Origin of the sequence: Pseudomonas ceruminis, assembly GCF_021602025.1 — a bacterium.
Lineage (GTDB): Bacteria > Pseudomonadota > Gammaproteobacteria > Pseudomonadales > Pseudomonadaceae > Aquipseudomonas > Aquipseudomonas ceruminis.
Map to the genome: position 1 here is coordinate 57,848 of NZ_BQHW01000005.1, position 19,793 is coordinate 77,640.

Consider the following 19,793-nt stretch of genomic DNA (forward strand, 5'->3'; position numbering starts at 1 on the left):
GGCCTTTGGGGAGTCTCATGGACGTGACCGACCTGCTGGCCCGGGCTGCGGAGGCAGGGGCCAGTGACCTGCACCTGGCTGCGGGCGAAATACCGATGTTGCGCCTGGATGGCGAGCTGCACCGCATGAACCTGCCTTGCGTACTGCCGGCGGCACTGACCGATAGCCTGGCGCCCTGGCTCGATGACGACCAGCGCCAGCAGTGGGCGCAGGGTGACGAGCAGGATCTTGCGCTGGCGTTACCGTCGATCGGCCGCTTTCGTCTGAACCTGTTTCGTCAACTGAAGGGGCCGGCGGCGACCTTTCGCCTCATTCCAAAGCGAATCGCGACCCTCGAGGAACTGAACCTTGAAGAAGTGTTTCGAGCTGTTGCGCAGTGCACGGATGGTCTGATTCTGGTCGGAGGGCCCACTGGCAGCGGTAAATCCAGCACGCTGGCAACCCTGATCGACCAGATCAACCGCGAGCGGTCCTTGCATATCGTCACACTGGAGGACCCAGTGGAAGTTATCCACAGCAGCCAGCGCAGCCTGGTCAACCAGCGTGAGGTCGGTCGGCACTGCCGTGACTTCGCTCACGGCTTACGCAGCGCGCTGCGCCAGGACCCGGACGTGATCATGATTGGCGAGCTGCGTGATCTTGAAACCATTCGCCTGGCATTACGGGCGGCGGAGACGGGGCACCTGGTGCTGGCGACAGTGCATACACGCTCGGCGGCGAGCAGCGTCGACCGGCTGGTAGAGGTGTTCGCTGCTGAGGAGAAGCCATTGGTGCGGGCAATGTTGGCCGAATCACTGCGCATGGTGGTGGCTCAGGTGTTGGTAAAGCGTGTGGGCGGCGGCCGTGTGGCTGCCAGGGAGGTGCTCATGGCCACGCCTGCGGTGCGCAACCTGATTCGCGAAGGGCGGATGGCGCAACTGTGCTCGGTGATGCAGGCGGGGGCCGCAGAGGGGATGCGGACAATGGAGGGGGCGCTGCGGGGGTTGAGGGATAAAGGGTTGATCAGCCCGTGCTAAGGGCGATCAGGGCCTCTTGCGCCGAGTGACGCGAAGAGGCCCGAATTGTCAGCGCTTGGCCAGCGCCAATTGCTGTTGATCCTTCGGCAGCACCCGCTTGGCGACCACATAGTGCTGCTGCCAGTAGGGCTTGCTCAGGTTGTCGATGCTCACTCGCTTGCCGCGCCGCGGTGCATGGATGAAGCGGTCGTTGCCCAGGTAGATGGCAACATGGTTGACCCGGCGGCTTTTAATGTTGAAGAAGATCAGGTCGCCTGGCTTGAGGTCACCCTTGGCCACCTTCACGCCGTGGCCCTGGGCCATGGCATTGGAGGTGCGCGGCAAATCGACGTCAGCCACATCGTTGAAGGCGTATTTGACCAGCCCGCTGCAATCGAAGCCTTTTTTAGGGCTGCTACCGCCCCAAACGTAGGGCGTACCGAGCACGTTGACGGCGCGGCTAAGGACGTCGCTGCTCTGCTTGGGCGACATCGCCGCCACGGCCGGCAGGTTATGGGCCTTGGCGGAAGAGCCCGGGCGGGCGCGCAACGTGGTCTGTTTGACCGGGGCATGTTTCACCGTGGCGTTGCTGGTATAGCCGGTGAAACCGCTGGGAAGACGTTGCTCACGGTTGGTGGCATGAGCGGCCAGGGGCAATAATAGGCAGAGGGTCAGCCATGTCTTGAATAAAGGCGGCATAGATGAAGCTCTTATGAATGTTGTGTGTAGGCGCGCAACTTTATAACAGCTTTTTGATCAGTTTCTGGGCCGTTGGTCGATTGTCATGGTGCCGTACGTCGGGCTGTGACGGAAAAGTCACATTTTTTCTTAGAAAATTTTCAGATAACCCTCGGGGGCTATGAATGAACAGTTATCAACAGGGGGCGCCGTATCACGACACCCATAGCAAGGTCATTGGCTACCTGCTGTGGATTTTCGGCTTTACCGGTTCGCACCGTTTTTATTACGGCAAGCCGATCACTGGGACGATCTGGTTCTTCACCCTGGGCCTGCTGGGCATAGGCTGGCTGATCGACCTGTTCCTGATTCCGTCCATGGATCGGGAGGCCGACATGCGCTTCCAGTCTGGGCGCATCGACTACAACATTGCCTGGCTCCTGCTGACATTCCTGGGCATTTTTGGCGCGCATCGCCTGTACCAGGGCAAATGGATCACCGCCATCATCTACTTCTTTACCGGCGGGCTGTTCCTGGTCGGTGTGCTGTATGACTTCTGGACGTTGAATGGCCAGATTTCCCAGGCCAACACCGAACGCCGCTAGGCAGAAAAAAGGCCTTGTCGCGCTGAGCGGCAAGGCCTTCTTCGTCACTGGCGCGTCTGGCGCTGTTGCAGCAACAGATTACTGAAACCTGCCCCTGCCAACTGCTTCTGCGCCACGGTCAGTTGTTCGCGGTTGCTGAATGGACCGACCAGCACGCGGTACCAGGTCTCATCCTTGACGGTGCCCGACTCCACCTTCACCGCCTGTCCGAGCAGAATGATCTGCGCTCGCACTTTATCGGCGTCGGCCTCCTTGCGGAACGAGCCGGCCTGCAGGAAGAACAGGGTGGTTGCCGCCGGCTTGATCACCGGAGGTGCTGGCGGTGGCGTTTGCCCCAGCAGGGCAGCCTGAGCCCGAGCAGTATCGATCTTCGCTGCTTCAGCAGGCGTAACCGGGGGCACCGGTTGTGCGGGCACGGGCGGCGTTTTTTCTGGCACCGCTTCTGGCGGCACGATCACTTCCGACTCGGGCAGCAAGGTGTAGAAGTCGTACTTCGGCTTCACGGGCTGCTGCTGCTGTTGCTGCTGGGCGCTGGCAGGCGTGGACTTGCTGGACTCGACGACCTTCTCCGACTTTTGTGGCTCGGGCTTGGCGCGTTTGATGTCGCCGCCACCGGGCTCGAGCTTCATCAGGAAGACGATGAAGGCGCCGACGGTGAGACCGACCGCCAGCCAAACCCAGCCGGGTATCGGCTGTTTGGCCGGCGCCTGGGTGCGGCTGGCGCCGCGCTTGGGTGCGGGTTTTTTCTTGGCAGCCAACTTACATGCGCTCCAGGGTTTCCAGGCCGAGCAGCTCCAAGCCTTGTTTCAGGGTGCGACCGGTCAGGGCGGCCAGGCGCAGGCGGCTTTGCTGCTGCTGCGGGGTTTCGGCTGCGAGGATCGGGCAGTTTTCGTAGAAGCTGGAGAACAGACCGGCGAGGTCGTACAGGTAGCTGCACAGCACGTGGGGCGTACCCTTTTCAGCCACGTTGTTGAGGATTTCGCCGAATTGCGCCAGGCGTGCGGCCAGGTCCTGCTCATGGGCGGCGTGCAGCTCGATCTTACCGTCCACCTCGTTGAAGCCTTTGCCCAACTTGCGGAACACACCCGCCACACGGGTATAGGCGTACAGCAGGTAGGGCGCAGTATTACCCTCGAAGTTGAGCATCAGTTCGAAGTTGAAGCTGTAGTCGCTGGTGCGGTGCTTGGACAGGTCGGCGTATTTCACTGCGCCGATACCCACCACTTCGCCGATGTGTCGCAGTTCTTCCTCGGCCAGGCTCGGGTTCTTTTCCTTGACCAGCGCGTAGGCACGGTCTTTGGCTTCAGTGAGCAGGTCGATCAGCTTGACCGTGCCGCCATCGCGGGTCTTGAACGGGCGGCCATCGGCGCCGTTCATGGTGCCGAAGCCCATGTGCTCCATCTGCATCGGGTGGCCGACGAAACCGGCGCGACGCGCAACTTCGAACACCTGGTTGAAGTGCAGCGCCTGGCGCTGGTCGACGAAGTACAGGGCGCGGTCGGCCTTGAGCACGTTGCTGCGGTAGCGCACGGCTGCCAGGTCGGTAGTGGCGTACAGGTAACCGCCGTCAGCCTTCTGCACGATCACTGGCAGCGGCTCGCCTTCGCTGTTCTTGAATTCATCAAGGAACACGCACTGGGCGCCCTGGTCTTCGACCAGCAGGCCCTTGGCCTTGAGGTCGGCAACCACGTTGGCCAGGTCGGCGTTGTAGGCGCTTTCGCCCATCACGTCGGCCATGGTCAGCTTGACGTTGAGCAACTCGTAGGTCTTCTGGCAGTGGGACAGCGAGATGTCTTTGAAGCGCGTCCACAGTGCCATGCATTCAGGGTCGCCAGCCTGCAGCTTGACCACCAGCCCGCGGGCGCGGGTGGCGAACGCTTCAGACTCGTCGAAGCGCTTCTTGGCGGCGCGGTAGAAGTTCTCCAGGTCCGACAGCTGGTCGCTGGTGATGGGATTCTCTTCCAGGTAGGCCAGCAGCATGCCGAACTGGGTGCCCCAGTCGCCGACGTGGTTTTGACGGATGACCTGGTCGCCGAGGAACTCCAGCACGCGGGCCACGCTGTCACCGATGATGGTCGAGCGCAGGTGGCCGACGTGCATCTCCTTGGCCAGGTTCGGTGCCGACATGTCGATCACCACCTTCTGGGCCGGGCCAGCCTTGCGCGCACCCAGGCGGGCGTCGGCCAGGGCGGCGTCCAGGCGGTTGGCCAGGGCATCGGTGTTCTGGAAGAAGTTGAGGAAGCCAGGGCCGGCGATCTCGACCTTGCTGATGTCGGCGCTGGCCGGCAGGGCGTCGATCAGTTTTTCGGCCAGCTCGCGCGGCTTCATGCCGGCCGGCTTGGCCAGCATCATGGCGATGTTGCTGGCGAAGTCGCCATGGGTCTTGTCCCGGGCGTTTTCCACCTGAATCGCCGGCGACAGCCCTTCAGGCAGCACACCGTCGGTGACGAGTTGGGTGAGGGCTTGCTGGATCAGCTGGCGAATGGTGTCTTTCATGGGGATCTCTTTTCGACCGCAAGCGCGGTGGAGCGCCTGGATGCGCAGGTGGAAAAACTGGGCATTATCCGTTGCCGGGGCCGGGTTGCCAACCTTTGAAGCGGTAAGCGTCAAGCGGCAGGCTGGTGGCATGCAGCCTGCTATTGTCTGCAGCTTAAGGCTCAGTACAGGTCCACCGGGTCCACATCCAGCGACCAGCGCACCTGGCGCCCACTCGGCATGTGCTCCAACACTAGCAACCAGGCACTGATCAGTCGATGCAGTGGCGCACGAGTGTTGGCCTGGATCAACAACTGGGCACGGAAACGCCCGGCTTTGCGCTCCATGGGAGCGGGCACCGGGCCCAACAGTTCAATGCCAGGCAGGTGTTGTTCAGTCACCAGGCGTTCTGCCGCGTTGCAAGCTTCGTCGAGGAAGCCTTCGGCTTGGCCCGGCTTGTGCGCTTCGGCGCGCAACAGTGCGAGGTGCGAGTACGGGGGCAGACCGGCAGCGTGACGCGCTTCCAGGGCCTGCTCGGCAAACGCGAAGTAGCCTTGTTCAGTCAACTGCACCAGCAGGGGGTGGTCAGCCAGATGGGTCTGGATGATTACCTTGCCGGGCTCTTCTGCGCGACCGGCACGCCCGGCCACCTGCACGATAAGCTGGGCCATGCGCTCGGTGGCACGGAAATCGCCGGAGAACAGCCCGCCATCGGCATCAAGGATGGCAACCAGGGTAACCCGCGGGAAGTGGTGCCCCTTGGCCAGCATCTGGGTGCCGACCAGAATGCTCGGCTGGCCACGCTGGATGGTGCTGAACAGGTTGTGCATGGCGTCCTTGCGCGCCGTGCTGTCGCGGTCCACCCGCAGGATCGGGTAGTCAGGGAACAGCACCTTGAGCCGCTCCTCGGCGCGCTCGGTACCTGCGCCCACCGGGCGAAGGTCGACGTGGCTGCACGTCGGGCACTGGTGCGGCAGGCGTTCGTCATAGCCGCAGTGGTGGCAGCGCAACACCCCAGAGCGCTGGTGCACGGTCATGCGCGCATCGCAGCGCGGGCATTCGCTGAGCCAGCCACAGTCATGGCACAACAGCGTCGGAGCGAAGCCGCGGCGGTTGAGGAACACCAACACTTGCTGGCCGGCTTCCAGGGTCTGACGAATGGCTTGCTGCAAGGGGCCGCTGATGCCGCTGTCCAGCGGCAGGCTTTTCACATCCAGGCGCAGCATGCGTGGCGGGCGCGCACCACCGGCGCGCTGGTCCATGCGCAGCAGGCGGTAGCGGCCGGTCAGTGCATTGTGCAGGGTTTCCAGCGATGGGGTGGCCGAGCCAAGCAGGATCGGAATGTTTTCCTGGTGGGCGCGCACCAGCGCCAGGTCGCGGGCGTGGTAGCGCAAGCCTTCCTGCTGTTTATAGGAGCCGTCATGCTCCTCGTCGATGATGATCAGGCCGGGGTTCTTCATCGGTGTGAACAGCGCCGAACGTGTGCCGATGATGATGTCGGCTTCGCCATCACGCGCCGCCAGCCAGGCATCGAGGCGCTCGCGATCATTTACCGCCGAATGCAGCAAGGCGATGCGGGCGTTGAAACGCTGCTCGAAGCGCGCCAGGGTCTGTGGGCCGAGGTTGATCTCCGGGATCAGGACCAGCGCCTGTTTGCCGGCTTCCAGGGTTTCGCGGATAAGTTGCAGGTAAACCTCGGTCTTACCGCTGCCGGTAACCCCTGCCAGGAGGAAAGCATTGAAGCCGTCAAAACCTTCGCGCACGGCGTCGAACGCTTCACGCTGTTCCTCGTTGAGCGGCAGCTCCGGTTGGGCCAGCCAGTGCTCATGACGTTGCGCTGGCAGATGGCGGCGGACCTCGAGCTGGACCAGTTCCTTGGCCAACAGCAGGTCCAGGCTGTCCTTGTTCAGGTTCAGCTTGCCCAGCAGGCTGTGCGCCACCCCGTGCGGGTGCTGGGCCAGGGTCTTCAGGGCATCGCGCTGGCGCGGGGCGCGGGCGATCCGGGGGTCTTCGAGGCGCGCACCTGGGGCCACATGCCAGAAGCGCTCCTGGCGCATCTCGGCCGGTTCACCCTGGCGCAGCAGCGTCGGCAAGGCCCAGCTCAGGGTATCGCCCAGGCTGTGCTGGTAGTACTGGGCGGTCCACAGGCACAGCTTGAACAGCGACGCCGGCACCGGTGATACGGGGTCGAGCAGGGAACTGGCAGGCTTGAGCTTGTCGGCGGGGACCTCGCTGTGGTCGCACACCTCGACCAGTACGCCGATCATCTCGCGACGGCCAAAGGGCACGCGAATCCGCATGCCTGGGGTAAGCGCCTGGCGCGCCATGCTCGCCGGTGCCCGGTAGTCGAACAGGCGACGCAGGGGAGAGGGCAGGGCAAGGCGCAGGATGACGTCGGACACGCGGAAGGTCTCGCAGGGCGTTTCAAGACTGGCGAGCCTAGCAGACGACGGTCGGTACAAGCGACAACTTGCGTCGACGCGGCGCTCTGGTATTATTCCCCGCCTAATTACGTGCGGTATTCAACAATTGGTGTTGGGTGGCGGCACGCAGCTCGAGGAAGTGACCATGAAAGCAGATATTCATCCGAACTACGAAGTAGTTGCAGTCACCTGCAGCTGCGGCAACAAATTCGAAACCCGTTCGACTCTGGGCAGCACCCTGGCGATCGACGTTTGCAACCTGTGCCACCCGTTCTACACCGGTAAGCAGAAAGTTCTGGACACCGGTGGTCGCGTACAGAAGTTCGCCGATCGCTTCGGTATGTTCGGTACCAAGAAGTAATCATGCGCATGGCGAATCCTTCGGGCTTCGCGTTGTTGCTGAAAAAGGCGCCCCTTGTGGGCGCCTTTTTTGTGGCTGCGATCTGGCACTTCCCGGCCCAGGCGTTCTGCCCGTTGCCGGGCAACCCACAAGCGGTGGCGGTGCGCCAGGTGGTCGATGGCGATACGTTGCGTCTCACCGATGGCCGTAGCGTGCGCATGATCGGCATCAATGCTCCGGAAATGGGGCGCAAGGGGCGCGCCAGCGAGCCTTACGCCGAGGCTGCCAAGCGGCGCCTGCAAGCGCTGGTCAAGGCCAGTGATGGGCGCGTGGGGCTGGTGCCGGGCGTCGAGTCCAAGGACAAGTACGGCCGCACCCTGGCGCACGTTTACGACCGTAGTGGTAACAATCTTGAAGCGCAATTGCTCAGTGAAGGGCTGGGTTACCGCGTGGCGATTGCACCCAATGTGCGCCTGGCTACCTGCCAGCAGATTGCCGAACAAGCGGCGCGCAAGGTGGGGGCAGGCTTGTGGCGCACGCCTGCGGTACGCCGTGCAAGCGACATCAGGCAATCGGGTTTTGCCCTCATCACGGGCCATATCCGCTCTATCGAGCGCAATCGCGGCGGCGTCTGGCTGGAACTGGACGGCAACGTGGTGCTGCAGATTCCCGCTCGTCTGCAACGCAACTTCCCATCCAGCTTCTTCGATAACCTCAAGGGGCGCCATGTCGAGGCGCGCGGCTGGGTGCTGGATCGTTCCCGCAAGGGTGGGCTGAAGCCGGGTCAGCAACGCTGGCTGTTGCCAATCACCGATCCGAGCATGCTTGAGCGTGTTTCGAGCTGAAAGATGTAGACATTTCGCTATTGGATTGTACACACTGCTAATCCAACGCCCCCGCGGGTTATAGCGTAAAGTCGTAGGCTAAAGGCCTTGACACAAGTGACCGACCAGTCTTGTGGCTCCCCGGCTCTTTGCGTATCCTCGGCGGTCCGTCAGAACAGTAAATAGCGGAATGCCCACCATGTCAGACCTGAAAACCGCCGCTCTCGAATACCACGCTCACCCTCGTCCGGGGAAACTGAGCGTCGAGCTTTCCAAGCCCACTGCCACCGCCCGTGACCTCGCCCTGGCCTACAGCCCAGGCGTAGCAGAACCAGTGCGTGAAATTGGCCGTGATCCTGAGCTGGCTTACAAATACACCGGCAAGGGCAACCTGGTCGCGGTAATTTCCGATGGCACCGCCATCCTCGGTCTGGGTGACCTCGGCCCACTGGCCTCCAAGCCGGTTATGGAAGGCAAGGGTGTTCTGTTCAAGCGTTTCGCCGGCATCGATGTATTCGACATCGAAGTCGAGTCGGAAAGCCCACAAGCGTTCATCGATACCGTTCGCCGCATCTCGATTACCTTCGGTGGCATCAACCTCGAAGACATCAAGGCACCTGAGTGCTTTGAAATCGAGCGCACCCTGATCGAACAGTGCGACATTCCGGTTTTCCACGATGACCAGCACGGCACCGCGATCGTTACCGCGGCCGGCATGATCAACGCCCTGGAAATCGCCGGCAAGACACTCGAAGACGCCAAGATCGTCTGCCTGGGTGCCGGTGCTGCCGCGATCTCCTGCATGAAGCTGCTGGTCAGCATGGGTGCCAAGGTCGAAAACATCTTCATGATCGACCGCAGCGGCGTGATTCACGCTGGCCGTGACGATCTGAACCAGTACAAGGCGCAGTTCGCCCACGCTACCGACAAGCGCACCCTGGCCGATGCCCTGAACGGTGCCGATGTGTTCGTTGGCCTGTCCGGCCCGAACCTGCTGAGCCCGGAAGGCCTGAAGTCGATGGCGGCCAACCCGATCGTGTTCGCCTGCTCGAACCCAGACCCGGAAATCTCGCCAGAGCTGGCCCACGCTACCCGCAACGACGTGATCATGGCTACCGGTCGTTCCGACTACCCGAACCAGGTCAACAACGTACTGGGCTTCCCGTTCATCTTCCGTGGTGCCCTGGACGTTCGCGCCAAGCGCATCAACGAAGAAATGAAGATTGCCGCCGCCATCGCCCTGAAAGACCTGGCCAAGCTGCCGGTGCCTAAGGAAGTGTGCGAAGCCTACGGCGTCGAGGGGTTGGAATTCGGCCGTGAGTACATCATTCCGAAGCCGCTGGACGCGCGCCTGATCACCGTCGTTTCCGACGCAGTGGCCAAGGCAGCCATCGAGTCCGGCGTTGCCACCCTGCCGTATCCGACGCACTACCCGCTGAACAGCGTGGACGAAGTGTTCAACGGCTAAAGCAGGACGCAAAAAAAGAACCGGCTCTTATGAGCCGGTTTTTTTTGCGTCAGCTTTCTGCGTCGTTCGCCAGGCCACGCCAGTCAGCACGGGCGCGGCCGACTTGGAGTGGCGGCTTAGAACAGATCCATCGGCGCGGCTTCGTCTGCCGGCAGCGGGCTGCCTGGCGCTGAACCGTTGCCCAGCTCATCCACCGACGGCGGCGAATCTTCAGCCTTGAATAGCTCGAAGTACGCATTCGGCGTGCTCGGTGAGGCCGCACGGCCGCTGACCGGATCAACGCGCAGGCTGAGGATGCCTTCCGGTTCCGCGGGCGGATGGTTCGGTTTGTCCTTCAGCGCCGCACCCATGAAGCTCATCCAGATCGGCAATGCCGCAGTACCGCCGTATTCGCGACGACCCAGGGTTTCTGGTTGGTCGAAACCGACCCACACGGTGGTGACGTAGTCGGCGTTGTAACCGGAGAACCACGCGTCCTTGGACTCGTTCGTGGTGCCGGTCTTGCCCGCCAGGTCGGTACGGCCCAGCGCCAGCGCACGGCGGCCTGTACCGCGCTTGATCACATCCTGCAGCATGCTGGTGAGGATGTAAGTGGTGCGGCCATCGATGATCTGCTCGGCGGCCACCGGCGCTTGTGGGGTTGGCGCCAGCTGCCCAGAGGCTGAAGGTGCCTCACCTGGCATGGCTGCAGTGCTGATCGGCTGTTCGGGTGCTGCCAGGCCCGCGTGGTCTTCGGCGCCTTGAGGCACCCGCGGCGGGTTGGCGATGAACAGCGTTTCACCGTTACGGCTTTCGATGCGATCGATCAGGTAAGGGGTGACCTTGTAGCCGCCGTTGGCGAAGGTGCTCCAGCCGGTGGCAATCTCCATCGGCGTCAGGGTCGCTGTGCCCAGCGCCAAGGACAGGTTGCGCGGCAGGTCCTGTTTGTTGAAGCCGAACTTGGTGATGTAGTCGATGGTGCGGTCAATGCCCATGGCCTGCAGCAGGCGGATCGACACCAGGTTACGCGACTTGTACAACGCTTCGCGCATCCGGATCGGCCCCAGGAAGGTGTTGGTGTCGTTCTTCGGGCGCCAGACCTTGTCCAGGTATTCGTCGACGAACACGATGGGCGCGTCGTTGACCAGGCTGGAGGCGGTGTAGCCGCTGTCCAGTGCAGCGCTATAGATGAACGGCTTGAAGCTCGAACCGGGCTGGCGCTTGGCCTGCATGGCGCGGTTGTAGTTGCTCTGCTCGAACGAGAAGCCGCCGACCAGCGCTCTAATGGCGCCATTGGCAGGGTCCAGGGTCACCAGTGCGCTTTGCGCGCCAGGTACCTGGCTGAACTTGAGCTTGCCGTTGTCCAGGCGCTGCAGGCGCACCAGGTCGCCAATTTGGGCCACGTCGGCCGGTGATTGCGGCGCGCGGCCCTGTGAGTTGCTGTTGATGAACGGGCGCGCCCACTTCATGGTGTCCCAGGCGACGGTTTCTTCCTCGCCGCTGCGGGTCAGTACCGTAAGGCCACTTTTGGCGACCTGGGTGACGATGGCCGGCTCCAGGCCGCCCAAGGTGCGCTGCTTGTTCAGTTCCTGCAGCCAGGCGGTGTGTGTCCTGCCTGGGAAGCGCGCCTCAGGGCCGCGGTAGCCGTGGCGCTCGTCATAGTCGCTGAGGCCGTTGAGGACAGCCTTGTTGGCCATTTCCTGCATGTCGCTAGGCACCGTGGTGGTGACACGGAAGCCTTCGGTGTAGGCATCGCTACCGTAGCGGCCAACCATTTCGGCCCGGGCCATCTCAGCCACGTAGGGCGCATTCACTTCAGGTGTCGGCACGTGGTAGCTGGCGTTGAGCGGCTCGGCCAGGGCGGCCTGGTAGCTGGCCTGGTCAATCTTGCCAAGCTTGTACATGCGCCCCAGGATCCAGTCGCGGCGTTCCTTGGCGCGCGTTGGGTTGGCCAGCGGGTTGAAGCGTGACGGCGCCTTGGGCAGGCCGGCGATCATGGCCATCTGCGCCAGGCTCACATCGCGGATCGACTTGCCGTAATACACCTGCGCGGCGGCATCGATGCCGTAGGCACGGTTACCCAGGTAAATCTTGTTGACGTACAGCTCGAGGATCTCGTCCTTGGTCAGCTCGCGCTCGATCTGCAATGCCAGCAGGATTTCGTTGGTCTTGCGCGAGAAGCTGCGCTCACTGGTCAGGAAGAAGTTCTTCGCCACCTGCATGGTGATCGTGCTGCCGCCGGTCTGGATGTGGCCGGTTTTCACCAACTGGGTGGCAGCGCGCATCAGGCTGCTTGGGTCGACCCCGTAGTGATTGAGGAAATTGTCGTCCTCGGCTGACAGCAGTGCCTGAATGAACTGTGGGGGAATTTCCGCAAAACGGATCGGCGAGCGCCGCATTTCGCCGAACTCGGCAATGAGTTTGCCGTCGCTGCTGTACACCCTCAGGGGGATCTGCAACTGGATGCTTCTGAGCGAGTCGACCGACGGCAGGCTGGGGCTAAGATACAGAAACGCACCGCTCACACCGAGTACGAGCGCGCAGATGACTGCGACAAAAGACCACCAGAAGAACTTCAGCAGGCGTATCAAGGCTTTTGGGTGTCCAGGTTGAGGGTGAATTGCGCACGGGGCCGGCGGACGAAAAAACGCTGGGCATTATAAGCATTTTTCGCCTCGCCGGGTGACCGGCCAGGCGGTCCGCTGCACCGTCTGGCCATGAAGGCCTGGCGCTGATGCGGGTTGATGAGTGTAACAAGGGAGCAGCGATGCTTGGACGCTTTGGCAGGGATGCCGGTTCACTGATGGGGGTGGAAATTGTCCCCGGTTCTGTACGTGTTTTACAGCTCAAACGCCGCAAGCGGCGCTGTGAGGTGGCTGCCTGGGCAACTGAAGCTTTCGAGCCGTGGGGCGGTGGTGACGGCTGGCACGACCCGGTCCGCATCGCGGCCGCGTTGCGCAATGCCCACAGGCGCAGTGGCAGCCGCCAGCGCCGGGTTGCGCTTGCGTTGCCAGCCTCGCAGGTCATCTGCAAGTTATGCCAGTTGCCGGCCGATCTGCCTGAAACCCAGATGGAGGCGCAACTGCTGGCGGACGCGGACAGGCTGTTCCCGTTCCCCTTGGACGATCTGGTAATCGATTTCCAGGTGCTCGCGCCTTGCCGAACGCAGGCGGGAATGCTGGATGTCATGGTGGCTGCCTGCAGGCAGAGCGCGCTGCAACCCCTTGAGCAGGTAGTCGATGAAGCCGGATTGCAACTGGGCGCGGTGGAGGTCGACAGCCTCGCCTTGCTACGGCTGTTGTCGCAACCGAGCGCTGGCGGCTCAGCAGTGCTGCGCATCGAACCCGACACGGTGACACTGCATTGCTGGTCGCCGGAAATGTTGCCGCTGAGGCGAGAATTGCCTTTGGAAGGGGCGGTGGGCCGGCTTCATGAGCTGTTTGACCAATGCCTGCAGTTGGAGGAATTGCTTGTTGCCGGTGCTTCATTGATCGAGCAGAACCGGCTTCGTGAGCTGGGCGAGTACCTGCAGGTGCAATGCCGGCCTCTGCCGCCGTTGGCTGGCCTTGAAGGTAGCGAAAACATGGCCCTTGCCTGGGCCTTGGCGCTGGGAGGTGTGCAGTGATGCTGCGTATCAACCTCTTGCCGTGGCGCGAACAGCAGCGCCTGGCAGCGTTTCGGCGCTTGCGGCTGATGGTACTGGGAGGGGTGGTCCTGGCGTTGGGTGCCGTGCTGTTGATGGACCAGCTGGCGCGTCAGCGTGCGCATCATCAGGCGCTGGCCAATGCCAGCCGCCAGGCTGCTGTGGCCGAGCTGGATGCGCAACTGGAGCAACTGGACGGTATCAGGCTTGCGCTCGAGTCTGTGCGGGGGCAAACGGACACCCTGGCCAGCCTGCATGCTGAACGCGGGCTTTTAAGCGTACTGCTTGCCGACCTGGAGCGGGCATTGCCGGAGGGGGTGCAGGTCATCGAGCTGACACTTGAGCACGCGCGGTTGCAGATCGTCGGGGTGGCTGTTTCTGGCGCCGTGGTGGCGCAATTCATGCGTGACCTTGAGCGCTCGAGCGGGTTGTTCGACCTAGAACTCAAGGGTTTGAAAAGCGTGGCAGCGGGCGATGAATTTGTGCTGCTGGCGCGTGTGGCGGCGTCCTGGTCGTGAGCCTGCTACCCCCTCTGGATTGGCAGGCGTTCATCGTACGCTCGCGCTTGATCAGGTGCACATTGCCTGTGCTCGCGGCGTTTCTGGTGCTTGCGGTGGGTTGCCTGGTTCGCCTCCCAGAGTGGCAGCAGCTGCAGCAACGAGAGCACGCCAGGCACAAGGCATTGGATGAGGAGCATGAAGGCAAGGCCACGCGGATGCAGGCACTGGCGCAAAGCCGCGAGGCCCTGGTTGGCGCCGAACAGCTGCTGCAGGACGCGCGCTGGCGCCTTGCGGCAGGGGGCAGCATGAGCGATCTGCTCGACCAGTTGGCAGCGTCAGGGCAAACCCATGGGCTGCACTTCGAGCGGCTCGATGTACTGGATGAGGTGAGGCAGGCGGGCTTTGTGCAAACGCCCTTGGATGTGCGCGTTGTGGGGCGTTATGCGGCGTTACGCCTGTGGCTAGAGGACTGGCTTGGGCAAATGCGCCTGCTGCGGGCTGGTGAACTGCACTTGGCCAGCGCTGATGGCAAGCCTGGGTTGGTGCGTTTACGCCTACGGGTCAACGCCTTTCACGCCCAGGGGCCCGTATCGGCACCCGCCTCGCTGGCCCTGGTGCCCGCCCGTGCAGCGGCGCTGCCGCCGGCGCTCGACCCCTTTTCGGCCTGGTCTACCCGTCGCGTCCGGGAGGGGTTGGCCCAGGTTCCGCTGGCTCAGTTGGAAATGGTCGGCAGTTTGTCCCGGGGGTTGGAACACGAGGCGCTGCTGGCATCGGCCGGGCGCTTGTACCGCGTGCGGCCCGGGGACCGGCTCGGGCGCGATGAAGGCGTGGTGGTGCACATAGGCCCGCAGCAGGTCGAGGTGCGTGAACGGTTGTTCGTAGGGGGCATGTGGCGCGAGCGCATGACATCGCTAACGCTCAGGAAGGGCGTGGACAGGGAGGTCAAGGAAGATCATGAAGAGGCTGATGACGTGGCTGGCGCTGGCCCTGCTGCCGATGCCATTGCTGGCGGCTACCCCCCATCGGGGTGAGCCGATTTCGCTGAACTTCCAGGATGTGGAAGTGCGTGCAGTGCTACAGGTGCTGGCCGATTACGCGGGTATCAACCTGGTCGCCAGTGACTCGGTGCAGGGCAACATTACCCTGCGTCTGCAGGACGTGCCCTGGGATCAAGCCTTGGCGCTGGTGTTGCGCAGCAAGGGGCTGGCCCGGCGTGAAGAGGGCAATGTACTGCTGGTGGCACCAGCGGCCGAGCTTGCCGAGCAAACCGTTGGTGCCCGCATCGGGCAGGCGCTGGACGCCCAGTTGCAACCGTTGCGCCGAGAGTTGCTGCCCATCCACCACGCCGACGCCGCGGCGCTGGCCGAGTTGCTGCTGGCCACGCTGGCTGACGACGGTATCCTGACCGGCCGCGGCAGTTTGAGTGTCGACGCCCGTACCAACACCTTGGTCGCGCATCAGCCCGAGGAGCGGTTGGTCGAGTTGCGACAGCTGGTTGCGCAACTGGACGTGCCGGTGCGTCAGGTAGCGATCGAGGCGCGCATCGTCGAGGCCAATGTCGACTACGAAAAAAGCCTTGGCGTGCGCTGGGGGCGACAGCTTTATGGCGAGGTCGCGCAACTGGGCAAGGACATGTTTGTCGATCTAGGGGTCGAGCGGGCGACGTCCAGCGTGGGCGTGGGGGTGTTGCGCGGCGGTGTGCTGCTCGACCTTGAGCTCAGCGCCATGGAAAAAAGCGGGAATGGTGAAATCATCTCCCAGCCCAAGGTGGTCACCGCCGACAAGGAAACCGCACGAATCCTCAAGGGCACCGAGGTGCCGTACCAGGAAACCACAAGGAGCGGTGCTACGTCTGTCGCATTCCGGGAGGCGTCGTTGTCCCTGGAGGTTACCCCGCAAATCACCCCAGGCGGGAATGTCATCATGACGGTCAAGGTGACCAAGGACGAGCCCGACTTCGTCAATGCACTGAACGATGTGCCGCCGATTCGCAAGAACGAGGTGAACGCCAAGGTCCGTGTGGCCGATGGCGAAACCATCGTCATTGGTGGCGTGTACTCGACCACGCAAAACAATGTGGTGGATAAGGTGCCATTTTTAGGCGATCTGCCGTATGTTGGGCGGCTGTTTCGACGCGATGCATTACAAGAGAAAAAATCCGAGCTGCTGGTCTTCCTGACTCCGCGTATCATGAGTGACCAGGCGATTGCTGTGAGTCGTTGATTCTGTGCGAAATTTGATACTTGTAGGGCCCATGGGGGCGGGTAAGAGCACCATCGGGCGCCTGTTGGCCAAAGAACTGCGTCTGTTGTTCAAAGATTCCGACAAGGAAATCGAACTGCGGACCGGTGCCAACATCCCGTGGATTTTCGACAAAGAAGGCGAGCCGGGCTTCCGTGACCGTGAGCAGGCGATGATCGCCGAGCTTTGCGCGCTCGATGGCGTGGTCGTGGCAACCGGTGGCGGCGCTGTCATGCGCGAGGCCAATCGCCGAGCGTTGCACGCCGGAGGCCGGGTCATCTACCTGCACGCCTCGGTGGAGCAGCAGGTTGGGCGTACCGCACGCGATCGCAATCGCCCCTTGTTGCGCACCGCCAACCCGGAAGCGACGTTGCGTAACCTGCTGGAGACGCGCGACCCGCTTTACCGTGAGATCGCCGACCTGGTGGTAGAAACCGACGAACGGCCACCGCGCATGGTGGTGCTCGACATTCTCGAGCGCTTGCAGCAGTTGCCGCCCCGCTAAGCCGGGACTATTCTCGGCCAGCGCCGGGGCGAGGTTCAACGTTAGTGCGTGGGTCGCTCAGCCGGCGCCGCGCCCAAGTACATTGTGGGGATACATGCAGACACTAAAGGTCGACCTGGGCGAGCGTAGCTACCCGATCTACATTGGCGAAGGCCTGCTGGACCAGCCCGAGCTGCTGGCGCCGCACATTGCCGGCCGGCAAGTCGCCATCGTTTCTAACGAAACCGTCGCGCCTCTGTATCTCGAACGTTTGAGCAAGACCCTCGGCGCCTACTCGGTACTGCCGGTGATCCTGCCGGACGGCGAAGCCCACAAGAACTGGCAAACCCTGCAACTGATCTTCGACGGCCTGCTGACTGCCCGGCATGACCGCCGTACCACCGTGGTGGCGCTGGGGGGCGGCGTGATCGGCGACATGGCGGGCTTTGCCGCCGCCTGTTACCAGCGTGGTGTCGATTTCATCCAGGTGCCGACTACCCTGTTGTCCCAGGTCGATTCCTCGGTGGGCGGCAAGACTGGCATCAACCACCCGCTGGGCAAGAACATGGTAGGTGCCTTCTACCAGCCCAACGCTGTGCTGATCGATACCACCAGCCTCAAGACCCTGCCCGAACGCGAGCTGTCGGCAGGCCTGGCGGAGGTAATCAAGTACGGCCTGATCTGCGACAAGCCATTTCTGGGCTGGCTCGAAGACAATATGCAGGCCCTGCGCGCCCTGGAGCCTGCAGCCCTGACAGAGGCCATTCGCCGTTCCTGTGCTGCCAAGGCAGCCGTGGTGGGCGCTGACGAACGTGAGTCCGGGGTGCGGGCCACGCTGAACCTTGGGCATACCTTCGGGCATGCCATCGAAACGCACATGGGTTACGGCGTCTGGCTACACGGTGAAGCCGTGGCGGCGGGCACCGTGATGGCCCTGGAGATGTCCATGCGCCTGGGCTGGATCGACCAGGCCGAGCGTGATCGCGGGATCCGCCTGCTGCAGGACGCAGGTTTGCCGGTGGTGCCACCACAGGAAATGACCCCGGCGCATTTCATGGAGCATATGGCGGTCGACAAGAAGGTGCTCGACGGTCGCCTGCGCCTGGTGCTTCTGCGCCAGCTGGGCGAAGCCGTGGTCACCGACGACTATCCGAAAGAGATTCTTCAGGCCACGTTGTCGGCGGACTACCGCGCGCTCGTGGCCCAGCTTTGAGGTTGTGACAGCGCAATGACCAGTTTGCATGCCGATGAGGCGTTTCTCGACCACTATCAGTTGAGCCACGATCCGTTCGCGCCGCGTGTGCCCGGCTTCAAGTTCTTCCCCGCCCAGCGCAAGCCTGTGCTCGGTCAATTGCATCACCTGGCCCGCTACAGCCAGCTGATGCTGGTTGTCACCGGCCCGGTGGGCAGCGGCAAGACCTTGCTGCGCCAGGCCTTGGTGGCCAGTACCAACAAGCAGTCGGTGCAAAGCGTGGTGGTGTCTGCCCGGGGCGCAAGCGATGCTGCGAGTGTGCTGGCGCAGGTGGCCCAGTCGCTGGAGGTGGCCCAGCCTGAGGTCCAGACCATTCTGTCCAAGGTGGTGCAGCTGGCGCTGACCGGGCAGGAAGTCTATTTGCTGGTGGACGATGCGGAACAACTTGACGAGTCGGCACTCCAAGCGTTGCTGGAACTGGCAGCGGGTGTTCCGGAAGGGCGCCCGCACGTGTTCCTGTTCGGCGAGCCGTCACTGATTGCCGGGTTGGAAGAGCTCAATGTCGAGGAAGAACGCTTCCACGTCATCGAACTCGCCCCCTACAGCGAGGAGGAGACCTGCGAGTACCTGGAGCAGCGCCTGGAAGGTGCCGGTCGGGGCCTGGAGGTGTTCACCCGTGAACAGCTTGTCGATATCCATGAAAACTCCGACGGCTGGCCTGGCAATATCAACCAGGTCGCCCGCGATACTTTGATCGAAGCCATGATCGCCAGCCGTACCACGGCCAAGCGACCATCCATGGGGTTCAAAATGCCTAAGAAACACGTGCTCGCGCTGTCCGCTGTGGTCGTGGTCGCCGTTGCTGCCGCGGTTCTCATGCCCAAGAAAGGCGACAAGGCGCCGGCTGAAGCGCCAGCGGCCCAGGCTCAGTTGCCATTGGGTGACGGCAAGTCGAACAACGGTAACCCGGCCATCGAATTCTCTGGCTCGTCGCAGCCGATGCCGCTGCCGCTGGTTGGCCAGTCGCAGCCGGTGATGCGTGAGCCGCTGGCGCAGGCCGCGGGCATGGGCGATGGCGATGAAAGTGGCCCGGCCGGTAACACGGCATTGCAGCCTGGTAACCCGCCGACGGTGACCACTATTGCGCCGCCGCAAGGCGTGGCGGCGGGGCCGGCACCGACTATGGCCCAGGCCACCACCAGCGCACCGGCGCAGCCGGTTGCGCCGGCCCAGAAGCCTGTAGCTACCCAGCCGGCCAAGCCGGTTGCACCCGCCAAGCCTGCCCCGGCGCCTGTCCAGGTCGCCACCGCCAAGCCTGCAGCCAAGCCTGTTGAAAAACCGGCGGCCGGTGGCAGTGGCAGCGGCGGTTGGTATGCGGGCCAGAAGCCAGGCAATTATGTGGTGCAGATCCTGGGTACCAGCTCGGAGGCATCCGCCCAGGCCTTCGTCAAGGCGCAGGGTGGCGACTATCGCTACTTCAAGAAAAACCTCCAGGGCAAGCCGCTCTACGTGGTCACGTATGGCAGCTTCGCCAACCGTGATGCGGCGGTTGCGGCAATCAAGAACTTGCCAGCGAAGGTCCAGGCTGGTAAACCTTGGCCACGTACCGTTGCCAGCGTCCAACAAGAGCTGGCGTCGGCCCGCTGATACCTTCCGGGCGGCATTACCCCGCCGCCCAGTTGCTGAGCGAATCCTGAACTTCGATTAGCCTGCTGCGCCACGTCGCGGCAGGCTTTTCTGTCCCAGACTGCCGGCCACAAGCCAATCTTGCAGTCATGGCTGAAACGCTTCAGACTCGAGCCAAGCCGCTATCACGGCGAATGGCGCAAAAACATTCAAAATTGCGACATAAATTTTCAATGGTGAGACATGAAAATTTGTGGGCATCGCTGTCGCTGTGCAACAATGGTTTTCCATGGCCACCGCAAAAAAGCTGGCATTTGATC

17 protein-coding genes are annotated in these 19,793 nt (G+C 62.8%); 12 read left to right on the forward strand and 5 right to left on the reverse strand.

The features are described 5' to 3' along the window. The first annotated feature begins 17 nt into the window (after window positions 1–17). A complete protein-coding gene (locus tag L6D80_RS07855) occupies window positions 18–1,016 on the forward strand; it encodes a type IV pilus twitching motility protein PilT (RefSeq protein WP_182387195.1) in 999 nt (332 codons plus the stop codon). Between the two features lie 48 nt (window positions 1,017–1,064). Here L6D80_RS07855 and L6D80_RS07860 read toward each other — a convergent pair whose 3' ends face one another. Continuing rightward, a complete protein-coding gene (locus L6D80_RS07860) occupies window positions 1,065–1,694 on the reverse strand; it encodes a C40 family peptidase (RefSeq protein WP_054901869.1) in 630 nt (209 codons plus the stop codon). Window positions 1,695–1,858: 164 nt separating this feature from the next. Here L6D80_RS07860 and L6D80_RS07865 point away from each other — a divergent pair, with 164 nt between their 5' ends. Then, window positions 1,859–2,278, forward strand: a complete 420-nt coding sequence (locus tag L6D80_RS07865) for an NINE protein (protein ID WP_054901868.1) — start codon at window positions 1,859–1,861, stop codon at window positions 2,276–2,278. Window positions 2,279–2,322: 44 nt separating this feature from the next. Here the strand turns inward: L6D80_RS07865 and L6D80_RS07870 are convergent, their stop codons facing one another. The 3 genes from L6D80_RS07870 to L6D80_RS07880 all read right to left on the reverse strand — a co-directional run bounded on the left by L6D80_RS07870 (window position 2,323) and on the right by L6D80_RS07880 (window position 7,155). After that, the gene (locus L6D80_RS07870) at window positions 2,323–3,036 is read right to left on the reverse strand and encodes an SPOR domain-containing protein (RefSeq protein ID WP_176512603.1); all 714 of its coding nucleotides are present in this window, start codon (window positions 3,034–3,036) and stop codon (window positions 2,323–2,325) included. A gap of 1 nt (window position 3,037) precedes the next feature. Further along, window positions 3,038–4,774 (reverse strand): arginine--tRNA ligase, encoded by a 1,737-nt coding sequence (gene argS, locus L6D80_RS07875; RefSeq protein ID WP_054901866.1) that lies wholly within the window; start codon window positions 4,772–4,774, stop codon window positions 3,038–3,040. Window positions 4,775–4,935: 161 nt separating this feature from the next. Then, window positions 4,936–7,155 (reverse strand): primosomal protein N', encoded by a 2,220-nt coding sequence (locus L6D80_RS07880; RefSeq protein WP_176512602.1) that lies wholly within the window; start codon window positions 7,153–7,155, stop codon window positions 4,936–4,938. A gap of 166 nt (window positions 7,156–7,321) precedes the next feature. Between L6D80_RS07880 and rpmE the strand changes: the two genes are divergently transcribed. From rpmE to L6D80_RS07895, 3 genes are all read left to right on the forward strand, one after another. Beyond that, window positions 7,322–7,537, forward strand: coding sequence for a 50S ribosomal protein L31 (rpmE, locus tag L6D80_RS07885; protein ID WP_003257833.1), 216 nt, complete (start codon window positions 7,322–7,324; stop codon window positions 7,535–7,537). A gap of 2 nt (window positions 7,538–7,539) precedes the next feature. Next, window positions 7,540–8,361 (forward strand): thermonuclease family protein, encoded by an 822-nt coding sequence (locus L6D80_RS07890; protein ID WP_176512601.1) that lies wholly within the window; start codon window positions 7,540–7,542, stop codon window positions 8,359–8,361. Window positions 8,362–8,539: 178 nt separating this feature from the next. Continuing rightward, complete coding sequence (locus L6D80_RS07895; RefSeq protein ID WP_054901863.1) at window positions 8,540–9,808, forward strand: malic enzyme-like NAD(P)-binding protein; 1,269 nt, start codon at window positions 8,540–8,542, stop codon at window positions 9,806–9,808. A 116-nt stretch (window positions 9,809–9,924) separates the two neighbouring features. Here L6D80_RS07895 and L6D80_RS07900 read toward each other — a convergent pair whose 3' ends face one another. Then, window positions 9,925–12,375, reverse strand: coding sequence for a penicillin-binding protein 1A (locus L6D80_RS07900; RefSeq protein ID WP_371419525.1), 2,451 nt, complete (start codon window positions 12,373–12,375; stop codon window positions 9,925–9,927). 179 nt (window positions 12,376–12,554) lie between these two features. Here L6D80_RS07900 and pilM point away from each other — a divergent pair, with 179 nt between their 5' ends. The 7 genes from pilM to L6D80_RS07935 all read left to right on the forward strand — a co-directional run bounded on the left by pilM (window position 12,555) and on the right by L6D80_RS07935 (window position 19,494). Continuing rightward, window positions 12,555–13,412, forward strand: a complete 858-nt coding sequence (gene pilM / locus L6D80_RS07905; RefSeq protein WP_176512599.1) for a type IV pilus biogenesis protein PilM — start codon at window positions 12,555–12,557, stop codon at window positions 13,410–13,412. Next, window positions 13,412–13,948: a PilN domain-containing protein gene (locus L6D80_RS07910; protein WP_054901860.1), complete on the forward strand. Its 537-nt coding sequence runs from the start codon at window positions 13,412–13,414 to the stop codon at window positions 13,946–13,948. Before pilM ends, L6D80_RS07910 begins: the two co-directional genes overlap by 1 nt. Further along, entirely contained in the window at window positions 13,945–14,961 is a 1,017-nt protein-coding gene (locus tag L6D80_RS07915; RefSeq protein WP_176512598.1) for a pilus assembly protein PilP, read from the forward strand. The genes L6D80_RS07910 and L6D80_RS07915 overlap by 4 nt, the downstream gene beginning before the upstream one ends. Then, entirely contained in the window at window positions 14,885–16,153 is a 1,269-nt protein-coding gene (locus L6D80_RS07920) for a type IV pilus secretin PilQ (protein ID WP_176512597.1), read from the forward strand. The genes L6D80_RS07915 and L6D80_RS07920 overlap by 77 nt, the downstream gene beginning before the upstream one ends. A 4-nt stretch (window positions 16,154–16,157) precedes the next feature. Next, on the forward strand, window positions 16,158–16,676 hold the full coding sequence (gene aroK / locus L6D80_RS07925) for a shikimate kinase AroK (RefSeq protein WP_054901858.1): 519 nt from the start codon (window positions 16,158–16,160) through the stop codon (window positions 16,674–16,676). Between the two features lie 94 nt (window positions 16,677–16,770). Then, window positions 16,771–17,868, forward strand: coding sequence for a 3-dehydroquinate synthase (gene aroB, locus L6D80_RS07930; RefSeq protein WP_054901857.1), 1,098 nt, complete (start codon window positions 16,771–16,773; stop codon window positions 17,866–17,868). 15 nt (window positions 17,869–17,883) lie between these two features. Next, complete coding sequence (locus tag L6D80_RS07935; RefSeq protein ID WP_054901856.1) at window positions 17,884–19,494, forward strand: SPOR domain-containing protein; 1,611 nt, start codon at window positions 17,884–17,886, stop codon at window positions 19,492–19,494. The last annotated feature ends 299 nt before the right edge of the window (window positions 19,495–19,793 follow it).

Excerpts from the sequence above, each read along its gene's own strand:
- argS (WP_054901866.1), bottom strand. The coding sequence starts at position 4,774 with ATGAAAGACACCATTCGCCAGCTGATCCAGCAAGCCCTCACCCAACTC.
- L6D80_RS07910 (WP_054901860.1), top strand. The coding sequence starts at position 13,412 with ATGCTGCGTATCAACCTCTTGCCGTGGCGCGAACAGCAGCGCCTGGCA.
- L6D80_RS07865 (WP_054901868.1), top strand. The coding sequence starts at position 1,859 with ATGAACAGTTATCAACAGGGGGCGCCGTATCACGACACCCATAGCAAG.
- rpmE (WP_003257833.1), top strand. The coding sequence starts at position 7,322 with ATGAAAGCAGATATTCATCCGAACTACGAAGTAGTTGCAGTCACCTGC.
- L6D80_RS07920 (WP_176512597.1), top strand. The coding sequence starts at position 14,885 with ATGAAGAGGCTGATGACGTGGCTGGCGCTGGCCCTGCTGCCGATGCCA.
- pilM (WP_176512599.1), top strand. The coding sequence starts at position 12,555 with ATGCTTGGACGCTTTGGCAGGGATGCCGGTTCACTGATGGGGGTGGAA.
- L6D80_RS07895 (WP_054901863.1), top strand. The coding sequence starts at position 8,540 with ATGTCAGACCTGAAAACCGCCGCTCTCGAATACCACGCTCACCCTCGT.
- L6D80_RS07855 (WP_182387195.1), top strand. The coding sequence starts at position 18 with ATGGACGTGACCGACCTGCTGGCCCGGGCTGCGGAGGCAGGGGCCAGT.
- L6D80_RS07860 (WP_054901869.1), bottom strand. The coding sequence starts at position 1,694 with ATGCCGCCTTTATTCAAGACATGGCTGACCCTCTGCCTATTATTGCCC.
- L6D80_RS07935 (WP_054901856.1), top strand. The coding sequence starts at position 17,884 with ATGACCAGTTTGCATGCCGATGAGGCGTTTCTCGACCACTATCAGTTG.
- aroB (WP_054901857.1), top strand. The coding sequence starts at position 16,771 with ATGCAGACACTAAAGGTCGACCTGGGCGAGCGTAGCTACCCGATCTAC.
- L6D80_RS07890 (WP_176512601.1), top strand. The coding sequence starts at position 7,540 with ATGCGCATGGCGAATCCTTCGGGCTTCGCGTTGTTGCTGAAAAAGGCG.